Annotated in this window: 24 protein-coding genes; 18 read left to right on the plus strand and 6 right to left on the minus strand. The window is 63.9% G+C overall.

The window, feature by feature from the left end:
- Nucleotides 1–105 precede the first annotated feature (105 nt).
- Nucleotides 106–1,083 (minus strand): DUF2066 domain-containing protein, encoded by a 978-nt coding sequence (locus FHW69_RS01245; RefSeq protein WP_183421187.1) that lies wholly within the window; start codon nucleotides 1,081–1,083, stop codon nucleotides 106–108.
- 132 nt (nucleotides 1,084–1,215) lie between these two features.
- Between FHW69_RS01245 and purM the strand changes: the two genes are divergently transcribed.
- Genes purM through FHW69_RS01260 form a run of 3 tightly spaced genes read left to right on the plus strand, consistent with a single transcriptional unit; the run spans nucleotide 1,216 to nucleotide 3,703 of the window.
- Nucleotides 1,216–2,253, plus strand: a complete 1,038-nt coding sequence (purM, locus tag FHW69_RS01250; protein WP_183421189.1) for a phosphoribosylformylglycinamidine cyclo-ligase — start codon at nucleotides 1,216–1,218, stop codon at nucleotides 2,251–2,253.
- Nucleotides 2,254–2,257: 4 nt separating this feature from the next.
- Nucleotides 2,258–2,932 (plus strand): phosphoribosylglycinamide formyltransferase, encoded by a 675-nt coding sequence (gene purN, locus FHW69_RS01255; RefSeq protein WP_183421191.1) that lies wholly within the window; start codon nucleotides 2,258–2,260, stop codon nucleotides 2,930–2,932.
- A gap of 60 nt (nucleotides 2,933–2,992) precedes the next feature.
- Entirely contained in the window at nucleotides 2,993–3,703 is a 711-nt protein-coding gene (locus FHW69_RS01260; RefSeq protein WP_183421193.1) for a DUF3108 domain-containing protein, read from the plus strand.
- 80 nt (nucleotides 3,704–3,783) lie between these two features.
- On the opposite strand, the gene murA is transcribed toward FHW69_RS01260, so the two are convergent.
- Nucleotides 3,784–5,043, minus strand: a complete 1,260-nt coding sequence (gene murA, locus FHW69_RS01265) for a UDP-N-acetylglucosamine 1-carboxyvinyltransferase (RefSeq protein ID WP_183421195.1) — start codon at nucleotides 5,041–5,043, stop codon at nucleotides 3,784–3,786.
- 46 nt (nucleotides 5,044–5,089) lie between these two features.
- A complete protein-coding gene (locus tag FHW69_RS01270) occupies nucleotides 5,090–5,329 on the minus strand; it encodes a BolA/IbaG family iron-sulfur metabolism protein (RefSeq protein ID WP_183421196.1) in 240 nt (79 codons plus the stop codon).
- A 153-nt stretch (nucleotides 5,330–5,482) separates the two neighbouring features.
- Between FHW69_RS01270 and FHW69_RS01275 the strand changes: the two genes are divergently transcribed.
- From FHW69_RS01275 to ptsP, 12 genes are all read left to right on the plus strand, one after another.
- Complete coding sequence (locus FHW69_RS01275; protein ID WP_183421198.1) at nucleotides 5,483–6,496, plus strand: KpsF/GutQ family sugar-phosphate isomerase; 1,014 nt, start codon at nucleotides 5,483–5,485, stop codon at nucleotides 6,494–6,496.
- A gap of 34 nt (nucleotides 6,497–6,530) precedes the next feature.
- A complete protein-coding gene (locus tag FHW69_RS01280; RefSeq protein ID WP_183421199.1) occupies nucleotides 6,531–7,079 on the plus strand; it encodes an HAD-IIIA family hydrolase in 549 nt (182 codons plus the stop codon).
- Nucleotides 7,076–7,678, plus strand: coding sequence for an LPS export ABC transporter periplasmic protein LptC (lptC, locus tag FHW69_RS01285; RefSeq protein WP_183421200.1), 603 nt, complete (start codon nucleotides 7,076–7,078; stop codon nucleotides 7,676–7,678). The genes FHW69_RS01280 and lptC overlap by 4 nt, the downstream gene beginning before the upstream one ends.
- Nucleotides 7,635–8,222: a lipopolysaccharide transport periplasmic protein LptA gene (gene lptA / locus FHW69_RS01290; protein WP_183421202.1), complete on the plus strand. Its 588-nt coding sequence runs from the start codon at nucleotides 7,635–7,637 to the stop codon at nucleotides 8,220–8,222. The genes lptC and lptA overlap by 44 nt, the downstream gene beginning before the upstream one ends.
- 3 nt (nucleotides 8,223–8,225) lie before the next feature.
- Entirely contained in the window at nucleotides 8,226–8,945 is a 720-nt protein-coding gene (lptB, locus tag FHW69_RS01295) for an LPS export ABC transporter ATP-binding protein (RefSeq protein ID WP_183421203.1), read from the plus strand.
- Between the two features lie 139 nt (nucleotides 8,946–9,084).
- Nucleotides 9,085–10,557, plus strand: a complete 1,473-nt coding sequence (locus FHW69_RS01300; protein WP_183421205.1) for an RNA polymerase factor sigma-54 — start codon at nucleotides 9,085–9,087, stop codon at nucleotides 10,555–10,557.
- Between the two features lie 124 nt (nucleotides 10,558–10,681).
- The gene (raiA, locus tag FHW69_RS01305) at nucleotides 10,682–11,002 is read left to right on the plus strand and encodes a ribosome-associated translation inhibitor RaiA (protein WP_183421206.1); all 321 of its coding nucleotides are present in this window, start codon (nucleotides 10,682–10,684) and stop codon (nucleotides 11,000–11,002) included.
- Nucleotides 11,003–11,132: 130 nt separating this feature from the next.
- A complete protein-coding gene (gene hprK, locus FHW69_RS01310) occupies nucleotides 11,133–12,083 on the plus strand; it encodes an HPr(Ser) kinase/phosphatase (RefSeq protein ID WP_183421207.1) in 951 nt (316 codons plus the stop codon).
- A gap of 6 nt (nucleotides 12,084–12,089) precedes the next feature.
- A complete protein-coding gene (rapZ, locus tag FHW69_RS01315; RefSeq protein ID WP_183421208.1) occupies nucleotides 12,090–12,986 on the plus strand; it encodes an RNase adapter RapZ in 897 nt (298 codons plus the stop codon).
- Nucleotides 12,987–13,025: 39 nt separating this feature from the next.
- Nucleotides 13,026–13,418, plus strand: coding sequence for a PTS fructose IIA subunit family protein (locus tag FHW69_RS01320; protein ID WP_183421209.1), 393 nt, complete (start codon nucleotides 13,026–13,028; stop codon nucleotides 13,416–13,418).
- On the plus strand, nucleotides 13,411–13,680 hold the full coding sequence (locus FHW69_RS01325) for an HPr family phosphocarrier protein (RefSeq protein WP_183421210.1): 270 nt from the start codon (nucleotides 13,411–13,413) through the stop codon (nucleotides 13,678–13,680). The genes FHW69_RS01320 and FHW69_RS01325 overlap by 8 nt, the downstream gene beginning before the upstream one ends.
- A 33-nt stretch (nucleotides 13,681–13,713) precedes the next feature.
- Nucleotides 13,714–15,489: a phosphoenolpyruvate--protein phosphotransferase gene (ptsP, locus tag FHW69_RS01330; RefSeq protein ID WP_183421211.1), complete on the plus strand. Its 1,776-nt coding sequence runs from the start codon at nucleotides 13,714–13,716 to the stop codon at nucleotides 15,487–15,489.
- A gap of 154 nt (nucleotides 15,490–15,643) precedes the next feature.
- On the opposite strand, the gene FHW69_RS01335 is transcribed toward ptsP, so the two are convergent.
- Nucleotides 15,644–16,519 carry a LysR family transcriptional regulator gene (locus FHW69_RS01335; protein WP_183421212.1) on the minus strand — a complete coding sequence of 292 codons (876 nt, stop codon included), beginning with the start codon at nucleotides 16,517–16,519 and terminating at the stop codon, nucleotides 15,644–15,646.
- Between the two features lie 93 nt (nucleotides 16,520–16,612).
- On the opposite strand from FHW69_RS01335, the gene FHW69_RS01340 reads away from it, so the two are divergent.
- Nucleotides 16,613–17,626, plus strand: coding sequence for a YeiH family protein (locus FHW69_RS01340; RefSeq protein WP_183421214.1), 1,014 nt, complete (start codon nucleotides 16,613–16,615; stop codon nucleotides 17,624–17,626).
- A gap of 341 nt (nucleotides 17,627–17,967) precedes the next feature.
- Nucleotides 17,968–18,273 carry a hypothetical protein gene (locus FHW69_RS01345; RefSeq protein WP_183421215.1) on the plus strand — a complete coding sequence of 102 codons (306 nt, stop codon included), beginning with the start codon at nucleotides 17,968–17,970 and terminating at the stop codon, nucleotides 18,271–18,273.
- A gap of 16 nt (nucleotides 18,274–18,289) precedes the next feature.
- Here the strand turns inward: FHW69_RS01345 and FHW69_RS01350 are convergent, their stop codons facing one another.
- Nucleotides 18,290–19,162 (minus strand): arginase family protein, encoded by an 873-nt coding sequence (locus FHW69_RS01350; protein WP_183421216.1) that lies wholly within the window; start codon nucleotides 19,160–19,162, stop codon nucleotides 18,290–18,292.
- Complete coding sequence (locus FHW69_RS01355) at nucleotides 19,140–20,210, minus strand: GNAT family N-acetyltransferase (protein ID WP_183421217.1); 1,071 nt, start codon at nucleotides 20,208–20,210, stop codon at nucleotides 19,140–19,142. Before FHW69_RS01355 ends, FHW69_RS01350 begins: the two co-directional genes overlap by 23 nt.
- 90 nt (nucleotides 20,211–20,300) lie before the next feature.
- On the opposite strand from FHW69_RS01355, the gene FHW69_RS01360 reads away from it, so the two are divergent.
- The gene (locus FHW69_RS01360) at nucleotides 20,301–20,567 is read left to right on the plus strand and encodes an acyl carrier protein (RefSeq protein WP_183421218.1); all 267 of its coding nucleotides are present in this window, start codon (nucleotides 20,301–20,303) and stop codon (nucleotides 20,565–20,567) included.
- Nucleotides 20,568–20,595 lie beyond the last annotated feature (28 nt).

Below are 20,595 nucleotides of genomic sequence, written 5' to 3' on the forward strand. Positions count from 1 at the left end.
AATCGACAAAGTGAGAACCCGCCATTTTCCCGAGGCGGCCGTGACGCAAGTGTGCCCGATTGTGCCTGCCCCCGTGCCGCGCCCTGTTGCCGCGGCGCTTTCAAGTCAAGGCACCCAGCGCGTGCCGATATCAGCACCTTCGTGGGCATCTGCCGAAAGGATATGACCACCGGCTGCGTAGCCGGAGATCAGCCGCGCCAGCGGTGCGGACGCCGTGACCGACAGCATGACGCCATCATTGTGTGCGGAAAGGGTGGATACCGAACGTACGGCCGGGTCACTCTGGAAGGTGGCCAGGAGCGCAGCGTAGTCGGTGGCCGACTTCAGGCCCGACACCCAGATCTTGCCGCTGGATGCGCCGCTGGCCGAGGTCACGAACTGGCGGTCGAGGCGATCAGCCATGGCATTGGCGCCATTGGCCAGCAGCGCCGGAAGGGCTTCGCCGCTGTCTTTCCAGCTCTGCGAGCGGCCAGCGGAGACCAGCGTCCAGTCCGTGGTGCCGTCTTCGCGCACGGTGCCCTGCAGGATGAAACTGGTGTTGTACTGACGGGCCACATTGGCCAGCGTGGCCGCATCGGCGCCGGCGATGGCAAGCTGATCGGGCACCTCGTCGGCGCGCGGCGCCACAACCGGGTAGCCGCGGCTGTCCGCCATCTGCGACAGCGGCACCAGTTCCTGCGAGCCCAGAACCTTGCCGGCCGAATCGCGCACGATGACCAGAACCGGTGAGCGCGGGGCCGACGCCGCAGCGTCACCCACCGAGAGCACACGGCGAACGGCGCCTGGATCAAAGCTGACATTGAGCGTGAGGCCCGCCCCTGCCCGTGCGTACTGGTATTGCTGAACAAGGCCGCCGGGCTGCTTCATGGCGTCGGCGTAACCGGGCTTGGAGCGCGGATCGGCGCCATTGTTGGCGCGGGCCAGGACCTGGGTCAGCGCGGAGGCGAAGGCCTGGTCCCGCACGGCCTGAGACGTGTCGGCGACGGGCACCGTGACCGAGTAATCGGTGGTCTGCGCCATGACGGGCGAAATCACCGCCAGGGCGAGCAGCATCAGGACAGCAAGAAGACGGCTTGGGCGCATGGCGGGTAGGCATCGCACTATATAGAAAGAGGGAGTCTGCCCAATCCGGCTGCCGCCGTCCATGGCCGGTCATCAAGGTCGGGCGTGCATGCTGTTATCATTGCGCGTTTCATCAGCGCCGGAATCGCCATCATGTCCTCCGACCAGGGCTCCCTCACCTACCGTGCCGCCGGCGTCGACATTGATGCAGGCAACGCCGTTGTCGAACGCATCAAGCCGTTGGTGAAGCGCACCTTCCGCCCCGAAGTCATGGGCGGGCTGGGCGGTTTCGGCGGTCTTTTTGATCTCTCCGGCCGCTACCGCGAGCCCGTACTGGTTTCCGGTACCGACGGCGTGGGCACCAAGCTGAAGCTTGCCCAGCAGCTCGGACGCCACGACACCATCGGCATCGACCTTGTTGGCATGTGCGTCAACGATGTACTGGTCCAGGGTGCCGAACCCCTCTTTTTCCTCGACTACTTCGCCACCGGCAAGCTGAACGTCGATACCACCGTATCGGTGGTGGGCGGCATTGCGCGCGGTTGCGAGCTGGCCGGATGCGCCCTGATCGGCGGCGAAACGGCCGAAATGCCGGACATGTATCCGCCGGGCGAATACGACCTGGCCGGCTTCACGGTCGGCGCCGTAGAAAAATCTGAAATGCTCGACGGCAGCGGCATCGTCGCTGGCGACGTGGTTCTGGGTGTGGCCTCCTCCGGCCCGCACTCCAACGGGTATTCGCTGATCCGCCGCATCCTTGAGCGCGCCGGCAGCCCGCTGGACACCGACCTGGACGGCGTGTCGCTGGGCGATGCCCTGATGGCGCCGACCACGATCTACGTGAAGCCCATCCTCGACCTGGTAAAGAACGTGCCGGTCCATGGCATGGCCCACATCACCGGTGGCGGCCTGAAGGAAAACATCATCCGCGTCGTGCCCGATGGCCTGGGTATCGAGCTGGACAGCGCCTCCTGGCCGCTGCCGCCCGTGTTCCAGTGGCTGCAGCGCGAAGGCAACGTCGAGCGCGAAGAAATGTGGCGCACGTTCAACTGCGGCATCGGCTTCACCGTGCTGCTGGCCGCTGCCGACGTGGCCGCCGCTCAGGAAGCACTGAGCAAGCATGGCCTGGCCTCGTGGACGATTGGCTCCATCGTCGAGGCCACGGGCGAAGAACGCGTCCACATCGCCTGATCCCGTGTCCGCCCGTCCCCTGCGCATCGCCGCGCTCGCCTCCGGGCGCGGCAGCAATCTCTCGGCGCTGATCGCTGCGCGCGATGCCGGCGAGCTGGCGGCCGAGTTCGTGTTGGTGGGTAGCGACAAGGCGGCCGCTGGCGCGCTGGATATCGCGGCGGCCGCCGGCATTCCCACGCTGTCGCTGAATCCGCGCGACTTCCCCACGCGCAGGGACTTCGATCTCGAACTGTTCCGGCGCGTGGAAGCCAGCGGCGCCGATTTGCTGGTGCTCGCCGGATTCATGCGCATCGTGGATGCCGACGCCATTGCGCCGTGGGCCGGTCGCGCCATCAATGTGCACCCATCGTTGCTGCCGAAATACCGCGGCCTGCACACGCATCGCCGCTGCCTCGAAGCGGGCGACGCCGAGCACGGCGCCAGCGTTCACTTCGTTACGGCAGAACTGGATGGCGGCCCGGTCATCGCGCAAGCGCGCATTGCGGTTCAACCGGACGACACCGAAGAGTCGCTGGCCCAGCGTCTGCTGCGCGAGGAACACCGACTTCTGCCAGCCACCGTCGCCGCCATTGCTTCAGGCCGGCTGACCTGGCGCGACGCCCCCTTCCTTGATGGCGAAGCACTTCGCGAGCCGTTGATTCTTGCGACGTCCGGGCAATTGCAGCTGCGCCACGTTTAAGTGGCGGGCGTTACCCGCTTCCTGTGCCATCGTTCAGGATCGCGAGCTAAACTCGGGCACATGACTATCTCATCCCGACTCCTGCGCAGTACCGCCCTCGTCCTCGCCCTGGTCGCTGGCCCGGCTCTCGCCGCCGAAAGCGTGCCCCAGGCATTCACCGCCACCTACCAGGTCCTGAAGGACGGTGATCCGCTTGGTGAAGCCACGCTCACGCTGAAGGCCGCCGGCAATGGCGAGTACGAGTACAGCAATGTCTCCAAGGGCACCGCTGGCCTCGCCGCCATGCTCGGCGCCAACGTCAGTGAAGTGTCACGCTTCCGCTGGTCGGGCAACGTGCCCGAAGCCCTCTCTTACGACTACACCATGAGTGCGCTCAAGACCAAGACGCGCCGCCTCCAGGTTGACTGGAACAGCAAGCAGGTCAACGTTGACGACAACGGCAAGTCGTTCAAGTACGACGCTGCGGTCGGCATGGTGGAGCGCAACACGTTGCCGCTCGCCCTCGGCGTTGCGCTGCGCGCAGGCGAACAGCAGGTCAGCATTCCGGTGGCCGTGAAGCAGGAAGTGCAGAGCCAGCAGTTCAAGGTGTCAGGCAAGGAACAGGTCACGGTGCCGGCGGGCTCGTTTGACGCCGTGCGCGTGGATCGCGTGGACGCCGACCGCGGCTTCAACGCATGGTACGTGCCGGCGAAATTCCCGGTGCCGGTGAAGCTCGCGCAGAAAGACGGCGGCAACCTGACGATGGAACTGAAAAGCTTCTCGGGCAAGTAACCCGTTCGGCGTCAGCGGTCAGCAAACAAAAAGAACGCGCCTCCGGGGCGCGTTCTTTTTGTCGGGCAGGTTAACTGCCCTTATGACGGCAGGCGGCGAATCTTCGCGCCAAGCACGCCCAGCTTCTCTTCGATGTTCTCGTAGCCGCGGTCAATGTGATAAACGCGATCCACGGTGGTGTCGCCCTCAGCCACCAGACCGGCAAGTACCAGGCACGCCGAGGCGCGAAGGTCGGTTGCCATGATCGGTGCGCCGCTCATCCTGGGCACGCCCGTGATGATGGCGGTATTGCCTTCCAGACGGATGTCCGCGCCCAGCCGCTGAAGTTCATGCGCGTGCATGAAGCGGTTTTCAAACACCGTCTCGGTGATGACGCCTACACCTTCGGCCACGCAATTGAGTGCCGTGAACTGCGCCTGCATGTCGGTCGGGAATGCCGGGTACGGAGCCGTGACAATGTTCACAGCCTTCGGACGGCGGCCCCGCATGTCCAGCTCGATCCAGTCGTCGCCCGTGTTGATGTGCGCGCCCGCTTCTTCCAGCTTCGCGAGCACGGCGTCCATGGTGCCAGCGCGTGCGTTGCGGGCGCGGACCTTGCCACCGGTCATCGCTGCACCCACCAGGAACGTGCCGGTTTCAATGCGGTCGGGCAGCACTTCGTATTCGGCACCATGCAGGCGCTCGACGCCGTGCACGATCAGCGTGGAGGTGCCCACGCCTTCGATCTGCGCGCCCATGGCGATGAGGCAATTGGCCAGATCAACGACTTCCGGCTCCTGTGCTGCGTTTTCGATGATGGTGGTACCGGAGGCCAGCGTGGCGGCCATCAGGATGTTCTCGGTGCCGGTGACGGTGACCATGTCCATCACGATGCGGGCGCCCTTCAGGCGCTTCGCGGTGGCCTTGATGTAGCCGTTTTCAACGGTCACATCCGCGCCAAGCGCCTGCAAGCCACGGATGTGCTGATCGACCGGACGCGAACCGATGGCGCAACCGCCCGGCAGCGAAACTTCCGCCTTGCCATAACGCGCGACCAGCGGACCCAGCACCAGGATCGAGGCGCGCATGGTGCGCACCAGCTCATACGGGGCCACGCAGGTATTTTCAGGGCGCGGGTCGACGTGCATCTTCATGCGGTCGTCCAGCACCAGACGCACGTTCATGCGGCCCAGCAGTTCAATGAAGGTGGTGACGTCGTGCAGGTGAGGCACATTGCCGATGCTGACCGGTTCATCGGCAAGCAGGCAGGAGGCCAGAATGGGCAACACGGCGTTTTTCGCGCCGGAAATACCCACTTCGCCGTTGAGCGGCGTGCCGCCACTGATCAGGATCTTTGCCATGGAAAGCCTTGAGCGTTAAGAGGACTACAGAGGCATCGCGGCGCCGTCAGCGGCGCGCGGCGGCCTCGTCCGGAGTGAGGGTCTTGAGGCCAAGCGCATGAATCGCGCCACCCATAAGGTCGCCGAGGGTGGCGTAAACGAGGCGATGGCGGGCAAGCGGGAGCTTGCCGGCGAACTGTTCGGCAATGACGTCGGCTTCGAAATGAACGCCGTCGTCGCCGCGGACATCCGCCCGGGCGCCGGGCAGGCCGCTTTCAATCAATGCCTGGATACGGGCAGCGTCCATGAGGTCTCCGGGTATAGAGGGTCGGCCGTTGTGCCGGGCGGATTCAAAACGAACCCTGAATCACCGGTCGATGGCAGCGACGATAAAATGAGAATATGTAATGGTAATGGAAATCCGGTGTCGCAGAAATGGACGCCTCAAGGCAGAGACCTCATGAACGCCCGTATCGCTGCACCCGTCAAACCCGCTCATGTGAACGCCGATGCCGTGCTCAGGAGCGCGCGCACGGTCATTGCGACCGAAGCCGCCGCCATCCGGGCGCTGGAGTCGCGCATCGACACCACCTTCGTCGAAGCCTGCCACCTCATCCTGGGGTGCAAGGGCCGGGTCGTCGTGTCAGGCATGGGCAAATCCGGACATATCGCCCGCAAGATCGCCGCCACGCTCGCCTCCACGGGCACCCCTGCGTTCTTTGTGCACCCGGGTGAAGCCAGCCATGGCGATCTGGGCATGATCATGCCCGATGACATCCTGCTGGCCATTTCCTACTCCGGCGAGACGGACGAACTGCTTTTCATCCTGCCCGCCATCAAGCGCCAGAGCATTCCGGTCATTTCGGTCACCGGCAACCCGAAGTCCTCGCTGGCCACCCAGGCCAACGTGAATCTGGACGCTGGCATCCCGTCCGAAGCCTGCCCGCACGGTCTGGCGCCTACCGCCAGCACCACCGCCGCACTGGTGGTGGGTGATGCGCTGGCCATCGCGCTGCTGGAAGCCCGGGGCTTCACGGCAGACGACTTCGCCCGCTCGCACCCGGCCGGCAGCCTCGGCCGTCGCCTGCTGCTGCATATTTCCGACGTGATGCACGCGGGTGACGACGTCCCCGTCGTGGGGCCGGACGCCACGCTGACCCAGGCGCTGATGGAAATGACCCGCAAGCATCTGGGCATGACGGCCGTGGTAGACGCCGACCGGCGCCTGCTGGGCGTGTTCACCGACGGTGACCTGCGCCGCGCCCTGGACGACGACGGCGTGGACCTGCGCGGCGCCACAGTGGCCGAACTCATGACCCGCGGCCCGAAAACCATCGGCTCGGACAAGCTGGCCGTTGAAGCGGCCCAGCTCATGGAGCAGTACCAGATTCACGCCCTGCTGGTCGTGGACGAAGCGCAGCGCGTCGTGGGCGCCCTGAACATTCACGACCTGCTCCGCGCCCGCGTAGTCTGATCCTCCCGTCAGCAACACCCTGAAGCGAATCGTCATGGCTTATAAGCATTACATCGACATCCCTGCCGACGTGGCCGAGCGGGCCAGAAGCGTCCGCCTTGCCGTGTTCGATGTCGATGGCACCCTGACCGATGGTCGCCTCTGGTATGCCGAAGACGGGCGCGAGACCAAGGTGTTCCACGTCCACGACGGCCTGGGCCTCAAGCGCCTTCAGGACAACGGCGTCAAGGTGGCCATCATCACCGCCCGCATCAGCCACCCGGTGGCACTGCGTGCGGAAGAGCTGGACATCGCCCACGTCTACCAGGGCCAGAAAGACAAGCGCGCCTGCCTCATCGAGCTGACCCACGCGCTGCACATGTCGCCCGCCGAAGCGGTGTTCGTGGGCGACGACCTCCCTGACCTGCCCGCCATGAGCATCAGCGGCCTGGCCGTGGCCGTGGCCAACGCCCACCCCTGGGTGGCGGAGCGCGCCCACTGGCGCACCCGCCTTTCCGGTGGTTACGGCGCGGCACGCGAAGTGGCTGACATGATCCTCGCCGCCCAGGGCAAGGCACAGGCCGAGCTGGACCGCTGGCTGTGAGCGTTTTCAATCTTCTGCGCGACCGCAACAGCACCACGGCAGGCGTGGCCCTGGCCGTGCTGCTGGGCGCCAGCGTGCTGCTGTATTACTGGGTGGCACCGGAGGCCAAGAAAAGCGACTTCGTGGGCCCGCCCCGCTCCGGCTACACGCTGATCAACTTCACCCTCGACTCCTACAACGAGGAAGGCAAGGCCGCGTTCCAGCTGATTGCCCCTCACCTGGAGCGTCGCGAGGGCGACGAGTCGCTGTACATCAATGCGCCCGATTTCGTCCTGCCCTCGGTCAAGACCGTGGCCCCGCCCTGGAAGGGCAATTCCCAGTACGGCTGGGTCAACAAGGACGGCAGCCTGCTGAAACTGCAGGGCAAGGTGTTCATGCAGCGCCCGGCGTTCGGCACCACCCAGGCTGCGCAGATCACCACCTCGGAGGTCACGGCGTGGCCGAAGGAAAACCGCCTTGAGACCGACGAAGCAGCCCAGATCGTTCAGGGAACATCTACAATGAACGGCATTGGCATGCGCGCCAATCTCGACACCAAGCACCTGGAGCTACTCGATGACGTCCACAGTTCGTTTCAGCCCCAGCCGCGCAAGCGCTAGCCTCCTTCTGGCCCTGTTCGGCGCCGGGTTGCTGGTCAGCCTGCCGGCGGCCGCCAGGACGACCGACCGGGATCAGGTCGCCAATGTCACGTCCAAGTCGTTCGACGGATCGCAGCAGCCCAACGGCCTGCAGATCTTCACGACGAACGTGGTCATGACCCAGGGCACGCTGAAGATCACCGGCTCCAAGGCCACGGTATATACCGACGCCGACAACTCCATCACCCGCGTGGTCGTCGAGGGCAACCCCGCCACCATTCACCAGCTGGACGACTTCTGCCAGCCGATGGACGGGCATGCCAACAAGATCGACTACCTGTCCACGCAGGACACCGCCATCCTGACCGGCAATGCCAGCGTGAAGCAGGCTGGAAAGGGCGATGCGGCGGGCGAAAAGCTCACCTACAACACCGCCAACAGCACCATGAAGGGCGAAAGCAGCGAGGGTGGCCAGGTCGCCATGAATTTCCAGCCCAAGCCCAAAACGGGCACCCCGCCGGCCAAGCCGGCTGCGGCGCCTGCCACCTGCCCCAACGGATCCTGACCGATGCTTTCAGCCCAAGGCCTGCAGAAGCGCTTTCGCGCGCGCCAGGTAGTACGTGATTTCGCCTTTTCCATCCGGGAAGGCGAAGTGGTTGGCCTGCTGGGCCCAAACGGCGCGGGCAAGACCACGTGCTTCTACATGGTGGTCGGCCTGATCCATGCCGACGCGGGCGTCATCAAGCTCGACCAGCAGGACATCACCGCGCTGCCCATGCATTCTCGCGCGAAACTGGGCATTGGTTACCTGCCGCAGGAAGCCTCGGTGTTCCGTCGCCTCAGCGTGTCGGACAACATTCTGGCCGTGCTTGAGCTTCGCGAAGGCCTGACGGAAAAGCAGCGCAACGAAGAACTCGAAAGCCTGCTCGACGAACTGAAAATCAGCCACATTGCGGACCAGAAAGGCATCAGCCTTTCCGGTGGTGAACGTCGTCGTGTGGAGATCGCCCGCGCCCTCGCCGCCCGTCCGCGCTATATGTTGCTGGACGAGCCGTTCGCTGGCGTGGACCCGATTTCGGTCGGTGAAATCCAGCGCATCGTTCGCCATCTGAAAGAGCGCGGCATCGGCGTGCTGATTACGGACCACAATGTCCGCGAAACGCTGGGCATCTGCGACCGTGCCTACATCCTCAACGACGGTGAAGTGCTGTCGCGCGGCACGCCTCAGCACATCCTTTCAGACGAAAAGGTGCGCGAGGTCTATCTCGGCCGCGAGTTCAAGATTTGAACCTGGCGCGGTGAAATCACCCCGCGCCGCCCCGGCTCACCGGTGTCGAGACGCAGCCATTCCCATGATGTGACCTGTCCCGCTGGCCCGCGCCAGCGCGAGGGGTTAGGATGCCTTTGACGCATCACATTCGGCAGGTATGAAACCCGGACTTCAGTTTCGCCTTCACCAGCAGCTCACCCTCACTCCGCAGCTGCAACAGGCCATCCGGCTCCTGCAGTTGTCGCAATTGGAGCTGGAGGCGGAGTTGCGCCAGATTGCCGAAGGCAACCCCCTGCTTGAATTCGCCGAAGACGCCGAATCAGAAGGCGCAGACGAGAGCGAATTCGAAGCGGCTGAATTCCCCCTGCGCGAAGAAGCGCCACCCAAGTCCAAGAAAGACGAGGAGCCGGCCAGCGCCTCCAGCGAAGATGTTGCACCCGAATGGGAAGACGACCGCACGCACGGTGACCCCGGCGATTATTCCGGCGGCCCCTCGCGCAACGGCTCGGCCGACGAAGACGGTTTTGAACCGCAGAACGCCGCGCCGGAAAACCTGCAACAGCATCTGGAATGGCAGCTCAATCTCTCGCAGTTCAATCCGCGCGATGCCGCCATTGCCACGGCCATCATCCACGCGCTGGACGAAGACGGTTACCTGCACGATGGCATCGAAGCTGTAGCCGCCGCGCTTCCGCCGGGCCTCAATGCCACGCATGACGACATCGACGCCGTGCGCCAGCGCGTGCAGCGTTTTGATCCCACTGGCGTGGCCAGCCTCAATCTCAAAGATTGCCTGCTGGTGCAGCTCAGCCAGTTCGCACCGGAATTCACCCAGCGCAACCTTGCCATCCGCATTGTCGAGGAAGAACTGGAACTGCTGGCCCGCAACGACATCGTGCGCATCGCGCGACGGCTGCGCGCCAGTGAGGAAGAAACCAGCGCGGCGGCCGCGCTCATCCGCAGCCTCGATCCGCGCCCCGGCGCAGCGCTGGATGCCACGCCCGTGGAATACGTGGCGCCGGATGTTTATGCGCGCCGCGAAAATGGGCGCTGGCTGGTGAGCCTCAATGCCGACGCGCAACCGCGCCTCGGTTTGAACCAGCATTACTGCAACCTCATTGCCCGTGCTCGCGGCGACGATGCCACGTGGATGAAAGGTCAGTTGCAGGAAGCGCGATGGTTGCTGAAGAGTCTGCAATCACGCGCGGAAACCCTGCAAAAAGTGGCCGAGGTCATCGTGCGTCGGCAAAGCGCTTTCCTCGACTACGGCCCCGAAGCCATGCATCCGCTGGTGCTGCGCGAAGTCGCCGAAGAAGTGGGCATGCATGAGTCCACCATCTCCCGGGTAACCACGCGAAAGTATCTGCATACGCCGCGCGGCACGTTTGAACTGAAGCATTTCTTTTCCAGTGGCGTGGCCACGGAAGACGGTGGCAGCGCATCGGCCACCGCCATCCAGGCCATGCTTCGCAAACTCATCACCGCGGAAGATCCGCGGCGCCCGCTATCGGATCAGGCCCTCGCGGAGGAACTGCATCGACGTGGCATTCAGGTAGCACGACGTACGGTAGCGAAGTATCGCGAAGCGTTACGTATTCCAAGTTCAAGCGAACGCACTCGCGCAGGTTGATTACGCTCTTGGGGAACCCCACTGCAAAGTGTGTGTCCCAAAAGTTCAGGATCGAGGAGCAGGCCCGGTGCCGCTCCGTCATCGTCGTCCACAAGGACGGCAACCTCAGCAAGAAGGAGGCGTCATGCAAGTCCAACTCAGCGGCCAGCACATCGAAATCACCCCGGCACTGCGCGAGCGTGTCGAATCGCATACCAGCCGCTTTCAACGCCTTTTCGAGAACATAACCACGTTGTCCGTGGTGCTTTCGGTGGATGCCGAAAAGCGCGCTGAAGGCTCGTTGCTGTGCACGGGCAAGAAGCTTCACGCTGAAGCCACCAACCCGGACATGTACGCCGCCATCGACGACATGATGACCAAGCTTTCCGAGCAGCTGCGCAAGCACAAGGAAAAGCTCACCGATCACCACAATCAGGAAGTTCGCAACGCACGCGCTGCGGTCTGACGAGCATTCCCCGCCGCCCGCACCTGCGGGCGGCACTCGGACCACTCCCCTTCCCCGCACTGCCATTTCCTGACCCCACCACGGGTTGATGGCACAATAGCCCCACAAACGACGAGCCCAAGGATCGTTAGTGGACCGGCTTACTGCCCGACAACTGTTCGATGGAGTGCACGAGCGCATGGCGCTCCGCTGGGCTGCTGGCATGCGTGGCGAAGCCCGCGTTCTGGAACCCAACGCCAAGCAAAGCCGGCGTCCGTCGCTGGTGGGTTATCTCAACGTCATCTATCCGAACAAGGTGCAGATCATCGGCACCGAAGAACTCATCTACCTGGATGGGCTCGATTCGCGTCAGCGTTGGGAAACGATCCACAAGATCGCCGCCTATCAACCCGCCGCGCTGATCGTGACGAAGGATCAGTCGATCCCTTCGGACCTTCGCGAAGTGGCCGAGGAAACCGACACACCGCTCTGGCAAAGCACCAAGCGCGGCCACGAGCTGCTTACTTATCTGCAATATCACCTCGCACGCACGCTGGCGCCGCGGGTCACGTTGCATGGTGTATTCCTCGAAGTGTTTTCCATCGGTGTGCTGATTACCGGCGGCCCGGGCTCAGGCAAAAGCGAGCTGGCACTGGAACTCATCAGCCGCGGCCACCGCCTGGTTGCCGACGATGCCACCGAGTTCACCCTCATCGCGCCGGACGTCATTGACGGCGCGTGCCCTGAACTTCTTCAGGATCTTCTGGAAGTGCGCGGTCTGGGCGTGCTCAACGTTCGCGAAATGTTTGGTCACACGGCGGTCAAGCCGTCGAAGTACCTTCGTCTCGTCGTGCACCTGAAGCCCATGCGTGAGGGCGAGGAAACCGATGGCATGACCCGCCTCACTGGCGACGTCAGCCGCCGCAACGTGATGGACGTGGACGTGCCGATGATCACCATCCCTGTGGCACCCGGTCGCAACCTGGCGGTACTGGTGGAAGCGGCTGTGCGCAACCATGTACTGAAGAGCAAGGGCATTGATCCTGCCCAGACCTTCATCGACCGACAGGCGCACCAGATGCGCCGCCTTCCGCCCTGGTAGCCCAAGATGACTGAAAGTCCCTTCACTCCCATTGTGGATGCCAACGCCATCCATCTGGTCGTGCTCACCGGCATGTCCGGTGGCGGCAAGACCGTGGCACTGCGCGCGCTGGAAGACCTCGAGTTCTACTGCGTCGACAACCTGCCGGCCGCGCTCATGCCCCAGCTGGTAGCGGCGGTAAGCCATGGTGAGCATGGCCCGCGCAAGCGGATCGCCGTGGGTGTGGACGTGCGCAACCGGGTGGCCGACCTTCAGCGCATGCCTCAGGTGCTGTCCGAGCTGGCCATGGCCGGCGTCCAGGTGCACCTGATTTTCCTGGACAGCCGCGACGACGTGCTGATCAAGCGCTACTCGGAAACCCGCCGGCGCCATCCGCTGTCCATCGAGCGGCTGTCCCTGGCGGAATCCATCGACCAGGAGCGCCGGCTGCTGCGTCCGCTGGTGAACATCGCCGACAAGGTCATCGACTCCAGCGACCTGAACGTGCATCAGCTGCGCCGCCTGTTCGCCACGGGCTACGCCGAGGCCTCCGACGGCACCACCCTGCTTTTCGAGTCGTTTGCCTACCGTCGCGGCCTGCCGCCGGACGCTGATTTCGTTTTTGACGCCCGCTGCCTGCCCAATCCCCACTGGGAGCCCGCCCTGCGCCCCCTTTCCGGCCGGGACCTGCCCGTCCGTGAATATCTGGAGGCACAGCCGATGGCAGGCGAGTATTATGTGGATATCGTGCGCTGGCTGGAGACCTGGCTGCCGCGCTTTCAGGGCGCTGACCGCAGTTACGTCACCGTCTCCATTGGCTGCACAGGGGGCCGCCATCGATCCGTTTACCTGGTCGAGAAGCTCGCCCAGCACTTTCGCGCGGAGCGCGGCAACGTACTCACTTTCCACCGCGAACTCGAATGACGCCATGATCCAAGCTTTCTCTCCCATCGTGTCGCGACCATGAGCGTCGGCGTCCTGCTCATGACTCACGAGGCGGTCGGCAAAGCGCTGATCTCTGCCGCGCGGCACGTCATTCCCACGCTTCCGCTCGCGGTCGATGCGGTCGAAGTGCCAGCCAACGCCGACCCCGACGTCATGCGCGCGTTGACCGCGAAGCACGCCCGCGATCTCGACAATGGCGACGGCGTGCTGGTGCTCGCCGATCTTTACGGTGCCACGCCCTGCAACATCGGCCTGTCACTCAGCCAGCTGGGTGTCCATCTTCGCTGCGTGTCCGGGCTGAATTTGCCGATGCTGCTGCGTGTCCTCAACTATTCTGAAAAGTCGTTGTCCGAACTGGCGGAGATTGCAGCCACGGGCGGTCGCGGGGGGATCTTCATAGATCATGCTTGAACAGGACATCGTGGTATCCAACCGGCTCGGCCTGCATGCGCGGGCATCCGCCAAGCTGGTTCAGCTCGTTGCAGGATTCAAATCCAGCGTGTGCTTGCTCAGCAAGGGACGCGAAGTCAACGCCCAGAGCATCATGGGCGTGATGATGCTGGCCGCAGGTCTGGGAACCTCCCTGACTGTCCGTGCGGATGGTCCGGATGAGGAAGCCGCACTGGCTGCCGTCATCGACCTGTTCAACAGAAAATTCGACGAAGGCGCGTAATCGCATGTTTGCTGCAGGCACGGAGAGGTTCGGATGAGGTATGTGCTGACAGGTACTCCTGCTGCCCGGGGCATGGCCCTCGGTCGCGCGCGCCTTGTTCAGCCCAGCATCTATTCCGTCGACACGCGGCTGCTTGAGAACGACGAGATTGCTCCGGAAATCGAACGGCTGCACAAGGCCATCGACACGGCTCGACAGGAACTGCACGAGCTGCGCAGCAAGCTGCACGGCGCACTCGCCCGCGAAGTGGGCGACTTCATTGATGCGCACAGCCTGTTGCTGGACGACGAAGAACTGCTCCGCGGTCTGGACGAACTGATCGCCGTCGGTCACTACACCGCCAGCGCCGCGCTGAAGATGCAGCGTGACCGCCTGGCTGCCGTGTTCGACGCCATGCACGATCCCTACTTGAAAAGCCGCGGCGAAGACATCGACCAGGTCATCGGCCGGGTCATGTCCGTCCTCCAGCAGCAGTCCACCCGCGAAGAACGCAAGCTGGCGGCGCGCATGGGCGAGATCGTGGTCAGCGACACCGTGGCGCCCGCCGACATGGCCGCCATGGCCGGCCAGGGTCTGCTGGGCGTCGTGGCCAGCGCTGGCAGCGTGTACTCGCACAGCGCCATCCTTGCCCGCAGCTTCAACCTCCCGATGCTGGTGGGCACGCGCGATGCGCTGGCCACCATCAACGACGACGACCTGGTGCTGATCGACGCCGAGAACGGCGACGTCATCGTGCATCCCACGGCCCAGGACCTCGCGCGCTATCGCCAGTGGCAGCGTCAGGCCGCGCAGGAAGGTCGCCGGCTGGCCGCCCTGGCCACCGCCCCCACGCTCACGCGCGATGGCGCCCACATGCGCCTGTTTGCCAATGCCGAACTCGCCGGTGACGTGGCCCAGGCGCGCGCTCGTGGCGCGGATGGCATCGGTCTTTATCGTTCCGAATTCCTGTTCCTGCGCCAGCGCGGGCTTCCCTCCGAGGAAGAACAATTCGTCGCCTACCGCGACCTCGTACTGGGCATGGGCGGCCTGCCCGTCACCATCCGCACGCTGGACCTCGGCGCCGACAAGGCCGACGCGGCCGGCCTCGCCATCCGCGGCGAAGACAATCCCGCGCTCGGCGTGCGTGGCGTGCGCCTGTCGCTGCGCTACCCGGACATCTTCAGCGTGCAGCTGCGCGCCATCCTGCGTGCGGCCTGCTACGGTCCCATCCGCATCCTGGTTCCCATGGTGACCCACATGGGCGAGATGGTCGCGGTGCGCGCACTCATCAAGAAAGCCCGCGAAGCTCTGAGTCGCGAAGGCCACGAGCTGCCCGAACGGCTGGACATCGGCGCCATGATCGAGGTGCCGGCCGCTGCCATCGGTGTTACCAGCATCCTGCAGAAAGCCGACTTCCTGTCCATCGGTACCAACGATCTTGCCCAGTACGTGCTGGCCGCCGATCGCAACAACGACGCACTGGAAGGCATCTACGATCCGCTTCAGCCGGCATTCCTCAGGCTGATTGCCCACGTTATCGCGGCGGCACGACGTGCGCGCAAGCCGGTGAGCCTGTGCGGCGAAATCGCGGGTGACACCGCCTTTACGCCGCTGCTGGTGGCCATGGGCCTCGAAGAATTCAGCATGCATCCGGGCCAGCTGTTGCAGGTGCGCGACAAGCTCACCGGCCTGGACTGCAAGGTGCTTCGCCAGGCCGCGCCAAAGTTGTTCCGTTCGCATACGCGCGACGACGTGGAAGCCCACCTCGCCACCATCCTTTCACCCGGCGCCATCGGCGAGTGCGACACCGACGAGGTCGAGGCGCTGTAAGACGCGTCTGGCCTGGGCACTTTAGCGGGCGCGTCGACGTGGGCCACCGCTTATCCACACCCCATGTGGACAGCCGATGCATAAGCATGTGGATAACCCGCACGGCGCGTTTCAGAACAGGCACTTGCCTTGCACTGGTCATGTTTTGACCAGATCACACCATGCCCAGAAACGCATCCACCAACGCGCCGCGGTAGCGCGAGCGGCGCAGCACCAGCGAAAGGGTGCGGCGCAAATCAAGAAAGGGCGTGCGCAACGTGACCAGCCGTCCCGCTGCGAGGGCGTCGACCACGGCCACGGCGGGAAGGCAGGCGATACCCAGACCCGCAATCACGGCCTGCTTGATGGCTTCGGACTGATCAAGCTCCAGCACCGTCGTGCCCTCGGGCAAGTCGGCCAGCGCGCGCTCACTCAATGCCCGGGTGGCTGAGCCGCGTTCGCGAAGCACCCAGCGCTCGCCCGCGAAATCATCGCGGCGCAGCCGCTGCCTGCCTGCCAGCCGGTGATCCGGCCGCACGCACACCACCAGGGAGTCGTCGCGCCACGGGCGCGTTTCCAGCGATGCGTGCGTCACAGGCCCTTCCACGCACCCCACGTCGTACACATGCTCAAGCACGCCTTCGGCGATCCGCGCCGTATTGGCGACGCCCAGCCGCAACGACACCCCGGGATGCGCCGCCGTGAACGGCCCCACCAGATCACCCACCAGATAATTGCCGACCGTATTGCTTGCACCGATGCGCAACTCGCCGGCCAACGAGGTCATGGCGCCGCCTGCGCGTCCTTCCAGTTCCGCGAAACGTTCGATCAGCTCCTGTGCCAGCGGCAGCGTTTCGCGTCCCCGCGTATTGAGGCGCAGACGGCCCTTCTCGCGCGCAAACAGCGCTGCCCCAAGCTGCCGCTCCAGCTCCGCCAGCGCCATGCTGGCGGCAGGCTGGCTCAGGTGCAGTTGTTCGGCGGCGGCACGGACACTGCCCTCGCGGGCAATGGCCACGAAGACTTCAAGCTGGCGAGGGCTGATTCCGATCATAAGTTGTACTTATACGCCAGATAAAACTTATTCAATATGCTTATCAAAAGGGCGGGAGGACAATGTGTCCAGTTCTTTATCGAGCCCACCCGCATGTCCGCCACCGCAGCCACTGTCCCCACGCCAGGAAAATTGCCCGGCCTGATCCTTGCCTTCGCCATTGCGGCGGTGGCATTCGGGCTGGGCAAGCTGGTGCCGCTGGTGGGCGGCGCCGTCTTTGGCATCGTGCTGGGTCTGCTTGTGCGGCATTTCGCAGCGCCATCGGCCAGCTATCAGCCGGGCATCCGCTTCGCCTCAAAGCAGATTCTGCAATGGTCGATCATCGCGCTGGGCTTTGGCCTCAGCCTGACTCAGGTGGCGCATACCGGGCTTGAATCACTGTCGGTCACGCTGTCCACTGTCGCCGCGGCCGGTATCGCTGCGTTTGTGCTGGGCAAGGTACTGCGCGTGCACGACAAGCTGCGGCTGCTGATTGGCGTTGGCACCGCCATCTGTGGCGGCTCCGCCATCGCGGCCGTGGTGCCCATCGTCAAACCCGACGAACATGACACCGCGTTCGCCATCTCCACCATCTTCCTGTTCAACCTGGTGGCGGTGCTGCTGTTCCCCGCCCTCGGCCATCTCATGCATCTGTCTGACCTGGGCTTCGGCCTGTGGGCGGGCACCGCCATCAACGACACCTCGTCGGTCGTGGCAGCTGGCTACAGTTACAGCCAGACCGCTGGCGACTACGCCACCATCGTCAAACTCACCCGCGCCACGCTGATCATTCCCATCTGCCTCGTGCTGGCGATGATTGTGGGCTGGAAGGAAAAGCGCAGCGGTGGCACCGATTTCAGCATGCGCCGCATCTTCCCGTGGTTCATCCTCTGGTTCCTCGTGGCATCCGCCGTGCGCACCGCTGGCCTCGTTCCCGACGTGCTGCTGCCGTGGATTCACTTCGCCGCCGAATGCCTCATCATCGTGGCCCTCACCTCCATCGGCCTCTCCGCCGACCTGCGCCGCATGGCCTCCACTGGCCCGCGCCCGATTCTCCTGGGCCTCGGAGTCTGGGCCTCGGTCGCCATCACCAGCCTCGTCGTGCAGTACCTGATCGGCCGACTGTGATCCCGAATTGAGAAGCTGTGAGAGTGAGGCTGCGAGCGATGCATGCCAGTCCCACTCTCAAATAATTCCAATGATTTTTTCGGAATAATCGGATAGTTCTGCCTTTCGTGAATCGGGATGCTTCCTGCGTCGCCGAATCCTCGGCGGCCGGGTGTCGAAACCCGTATCAATCACACACGCAGGCGGTTCGCCGCCTGCGCTCTGAGTGCACGTCGTTTTGAGGCGGGCGTGTCGGGCAGGTTTCGTGCCTGGCCGGATTGTGTGATTGACCGGTTTTCGACCCCGACACGTCCGCCACCTTGCTGCGGCAAGGTGCGGACCTTCGAGGTAAAGGAACCGCCATGCGTCCGACCGATCAAACCGTCCCCTGCCCTACCTGCAACACGGGAATGTCCATCACCAGCCACCGGCTGCATGAGGATCTGTTCCTGCGACTGGGTGATGCCACAGCCCTCAATGACCTGATGTCATACACGACCGAAGCCGATGTGAGTCCGGCGACGTTGCAGCGCATGCACAACCTCAGCAAGCGGCTGTTGAGCGATTCGCTGCCGGCAATCACGGCGATCTGGCTCACTCAGGCGGATCGTATTCCGCCTGAGGCGCTGGAGATTCTGAAGGCCGGGCCGTTCGACTCTCTCCCATAAGAGAGCCGGGGATGGATCACGGCGCGCTGTTGCGGGCGATGGCCAGAAGCAGGCGTTCGTTGAGTGCGTGTTGCTGGGCTTGCCATGCGGCGAGGCTGGCTTCGGGGATGTCGTCCTGGCCGTCCATCGCACTCAGGCGGCGCTTCCACCACGTCTTGTAGCGATAGCGCGAAATCTCGCCCGTGACATCGCTGCCGATGATCCGGCCCGCGAGTGCATCCATCATCGCTTCGCCGCCGGCCTCATTCAACGTGCCCTGATCCCAGTTTGTCATCGCGACGGACGCGTCGTAGGCATCCTTGTCGATAGACAGATAAACCGGCCGGCGCTGCGCAGAAAGTGCTTCGACAAACGCCTCGATCATCGCGGAGGACGAATCAAACGAACGGAACGCCGATGCCATACCCGCACGACGCGACCAGGTGGTATCCACGCCACACGACCAATACGTGAGGCGACCCGCGCGCAGTGGACCACGGTAATTTTCCCAGGCGTGACCCGCACCGATGTCGCTGGACGTGATGCCCACCACGTGCACGTGATTGACGTGCGGCAACATCGCCACGCGACGCACCCACGACCCGCAGTGCACGCCGAACGGAAAACGCATGTTGTCCGGATGATTGTCGAACACGACCACATCCATCGGTTCCACCGGGCGAACGCGCTCCACCAGCGGCCAGGTCAGATGGTGGAAATCACCACTGCCCATGAACACCGTGCCGTAGTCCAGTGGCAAGGCTGCATCCAGCGTTTCCCTGAAGCGCCGCAGCGCGCTCAGCGAACAGCCAAAACGCAGCGTTTCCTGCCACTGCTCCAGCGGCAGAACCACCCGCCCGGCCAACGGCCCGACGGAGCTGTCCATATCAAGTACGACGGGACGCTTCATACTCTTCCTGCCATTGTCGATCGCTTTCAAAGTGTTTCGTCATGCGCCTCAGCACGAAGCGCAGCAAGGGATTGCGGATGTACACCGCGTGGCGCGTCATGTGAAAACGTGCGCCCAGCGATGCCTTGACCTCAGGGTCGGTCCAGCCCGCCACATAATGCGTAAGACCCTGTGCGCGGGCGTATTCGAGGTTGTACATCCAGCTCACGAAATACAGATTGTGCTCGCGCGCCAGCGGATACGAAAAGCCGATGTATTTATCCAGAAGACGACCCTCGTGCACATAGCAGAGGTTCCAGCCGACCAGCGTGCCCTGGTGGCGATACACCATCACCACGCCGCCACCGTCTTCGTCCTGCAATGCGCGGCGAAAGAATTCCAGATCCAGCAGATCGAAATGAATGTCGCTCTGCTCGTACACCTGCCGATACAACGCATAGAACGCGGCCACCCGCTCGGGGTCGGCAAACGCCTTGCCCGTGGGAATCACTTCCACGTCCAGATCGTCGCGCGAGCGCAACTTGCGGCGCAGGTTCTTCCGACGGCTGGACGACAGGCGCCCCAGATACTCATCGGCAGACGCAAAGTCGATGGGAACCCACGCCAGCGCCTGACCCTCCACCATCACGAAGCCCGCCTGCGTCGCGGCCTCGATGAAGCGGCTGGACCATGCGCTCTCTGCGGCGCCAAGCAGTGGAGATTCCTCGGGAATATCCTTGACCACCACCAACGGATACTGGCGCGCCACCGTGGAGCGCAGTTCCTGCGCCAATGCTTCGGGCTCGGCAGAGCCAGGGAACATGGCGTACTCGCTGACCGTGGTACCCACGAAACAGGTCAGCGGGCGCAACAAACCGGACCACAGCCGGTACAGTGGCAGAGCACGGACGCGTTCGCGTAGCGCATTATCGGCCGTGGTCAGCAGATCGAATGGCGCGACGAACGCGGGGATGCCATCCTTCGTCCGCAGGGTCTTGAAGCCCAGCGGCGGGGATTGGTCGAAATGCGCCAGAAGCGCATCCGGCTCAAGCTGATTCAGGAAAGCCATGCGTAAGGTTTCCGCCGCTATGCTCGGGGCGCCGTGCCCTCCGGCTGCCGTTCCGGCATCCGGGCTCGCAACGACGAGGAGGTTGGGGTCATGAGTACATCTGTTGAAGACAGGGTGCTGGACATCATCGCAGCAAGTGCGAAGGTAGACCGATCCACCATCAGCACCAGCACTACGCTGGCCGAAATCGGCGTCACGTCGCTGGATGCCATCGAGATCATCTTCGATATCGAGGAAGCCTTCGAGGTCACACTGCCCGAAGGCAATGCCAACTTCGACACCGAGACCATCGCCAGTCTGGTGGAGGCCGTAGAGAAGGGCCTCGCCATCAAGGCAGGTTCCGCGCCCCCCGCCTGATTCCGCCCGCGTGCTGTCGATGGAGAGA

Source organism: Luteibacter sp. Sphag1AF (genome assembly GCF_014192715.1).
Classification (GTDB): Bacteria; Pseudomonadota; Gammaproteobacteria; order Xanthomonadales; family Rhodanobacteraceae; genus Luteibacter.